General features: G+C 74.7%; 2 protein-coding genes and 2 tRNA genes. All 4 read right to left on the minus strand.

The window, feature by feature from the left end; genetic code table 11:
- A partial coding sequence (locus tag AB0E98_RS07530) for an MEDS domain-containing protein (protein WP_361699616.1) occupies window positions 1-1070 on the minus strand: 1070 nt, incomplete at its 3' end.
- Complete coding sequence (locus tag AB0E98_RS07535; protein ID WP_361699618.1) at window positions 1057-1899, minus strand: MEDS domain-containing protein; 843 nt, start codon at window positions 1897-1899, stop codon at window positions 1057-1059. The genes AB0E98_RS07530 and AB0E98_RS07535, both read right to left, overlap by 14 nt.
- Window positions 1900-1988: 89 nt before the next feature.
- Window positions 1989-2061, minus strand: a tRNA-Glu gene (locus tag AB0E98_RS07540).
- A gap of 15 nt (window positions 2062-2076) precedes the next feature.
- A tRNA-Gln gene (locus AB0E98_RS07545) sits at window positions 2077-2148 on the minus strand.
- Window positions 2149-2164: the final 16 nt, after the last annotated feature.

Here is a 2164-nt window from a genome sequence, read left to right on the forward strand (position 1 = left end):
TGCCTGTGTCTCGTGTTGCTTTGTCTTCCGTCGCGTTGTGGTGAGGGGTGCTCGGGCCCGGGCCCCCCCCCCCCGCCCACCCCGGCGCCGGGCCCGCGGGGCCGGGGCTCACCCTCCGCGTCCCGGGGGCCCGCGATGCGGAGGGTGAGCCGCGCCAGCGAACCCCGCGTCCACACGTCCAGCGATTCGCTCAGCGTCCGCGCCAGCCACAGCCCGTCCTCGGGGTGCGGCTCCGCCCCCGGCGGGCGGAAGCCGGCGAAGGCGGGCACCGGTGCCACGGGGGCACCCAACAGCTCGTACACGAGCACCCCCGGCTCCTCCCAGGCCCGTACGCCAAGGCGCACGCCCCCGCCCGCCAGCAGATACCCCGCCGCCTCGCACACCCCCAGCACCGCCAGCCCCAGCCGCTCCCCCCGTAGCCCGGCCGCCCCCGCCCGGTCACGGGCGAAGGACCGGATCTCCGCGATCCGCCCCGTGGGCCCCGCCCGGGCCGCCCCCGGCGGCGCGGGCAGGCGCGGCGGCGGCACGGCGGCCGCGTACGCGCCCGGGTCCGTGAATTCGGCGCAGGGCGTCACCAGGCACCCGTCCACCCGCGCCGGGTGGGTGGCCCGGGCCGCGTGAGCCACGTCACCGGGCACGGCCCTGGTGTCGTACGGGCAGATCATCCAGACCGGCAGCCCGGCCAGCAGCACATTGAGCCCCGACTCCATCCGCTTCCACTCGGCGATCTGGCGCGCGGACTTCCCGCCCCACATGGGCTCGGCCAGGATCCGCAGCCGCCGCCCGGGGCGGGAGCGGCGGTCGTGGTAGCGGAGGAACGCGGACACCCGCTCCACGGGCCGGCGCCCGAAATACGCCGTCTCGGCCGTGTCCAGCTCCCCCGCCCGCTCCCCCAGCGCCCCCCGCAGCAGCTCGATGTTGGCGGGTGTCGTGGCGGCGAGGACGGGCTCCCCCGCCGTCAGCCCGTCGAGGGCGAAGGGCACCGCCGTCGCCAGGAACTCCTCGTCCGTGCCGTAGAGGCAGGCGTGGTGGACGAAACCGGTGCCGGTACCGGGGTCAGTCCCGCCCATGCCCGGCCCCCAGCCGGAGGCCGGGGGTCCGGTCCCAGCCCACGAGCGTGATGACCTGCCGCAGATGCGGCCGCAGCCCGGTGAGCTCCACGGTGCAGTGGCGGGCGGCCCGGGCGCGGGCGAAGGTCATCAGCAGCCGCAGCCCGCCGAGGTCGAGGAACTCCACCCGGGACATCTCCAGGCTGACGTCGCCCCGGACCGCCGCCACGGACCGCAGGGCGTCCCGCAGACAGCGGTGTGCCCCCTCGTCGACGAGGCCCTCCAGCCGCAGCCCCTGGGGGCGGTAGGTCCGGGCGACGACCAGTTCGGGGGTGCGCACCAGCGGATCCGCCTCGACGCTCCCGGCGTGGGCGGAGGCCAGGGCGGCCAGGGCGGCGGGCTCGCAGCGGCGGATGTCGTACTGACAGACGGCCAGGGCCTGGCCCGTCCTGAACTCCTCGGCCAGCAGCGCCTCGTACCGCAGCAGCCGGCGGACGTCCCGTTCGTCGTGGACGGCGGCGCACAGGTCCCCGGCGACCCGCAGGGCGCGATAGCCCTCCCGGCGGGAACGCTCGGCGGCACTCCGCAGCCTCCGCAACAGGGCGGCGGGCTCCAACCGCCCCCGGCCGGAGAGGATTTCCCCGAGCCGTACGACCTCGACCCGGCCCGCCGGCACCTCGGGCAGCCCCGGGGGTCGGGCCGTGTCCCCGGCACCGCTCAGGTAGAGGATCTTGTCCTTGGCGTCCAGGCCCCCGCGGACGAAGTCCCGCAGGATCGAGGCCCGCTCCTCGTCCGAGCTGAAGAGCAGGCACGCGTGGTCACCGGGCCGCAGATCACCGACGTGGACCATGCCGGGATTATCCCGCCGCCCCGCGAGGGACGGAAGGACGCACAAAAATGCCCCCCGCCGAAGCGGAGGGCATTTCTTTTGTTTCGCTGTACCCCCGACCGGATTCGAACCGGCGCTACCGCCTTGAGAGGGCGGCGTGCTAGGCCGCTACACAACGGGGGCCTGCTTTTTACTGCGCTGGGGTACCAGGACTCGAACCTAGACTAAGGGAACCAGAAACCCTCGTGCTGCCAATTACACCATACCCCATGGTGGTTTTACCCAG

It is taken from the genome of Streptomyces sp. NPDC037389, from assembly GCF_040636475.1.
Classification (GTDB): domain Bacteria; phylum Actinomycetota; class Actinomycetes; order Streptomycetales; family Streptomycetaceae; genus Streptomyces; species Streptomyces hesseae.

What these genes read in the sequence shown, in the direction of transcription:
- AB0E98_RS07535 (WP_361699618.1), bottom strand. Translation starts at nt 1,899, where the DNA reads ATGGTCCACGTCGGTGATCTGCGGCCCGGTGACCACGCGTGCCTGCTC.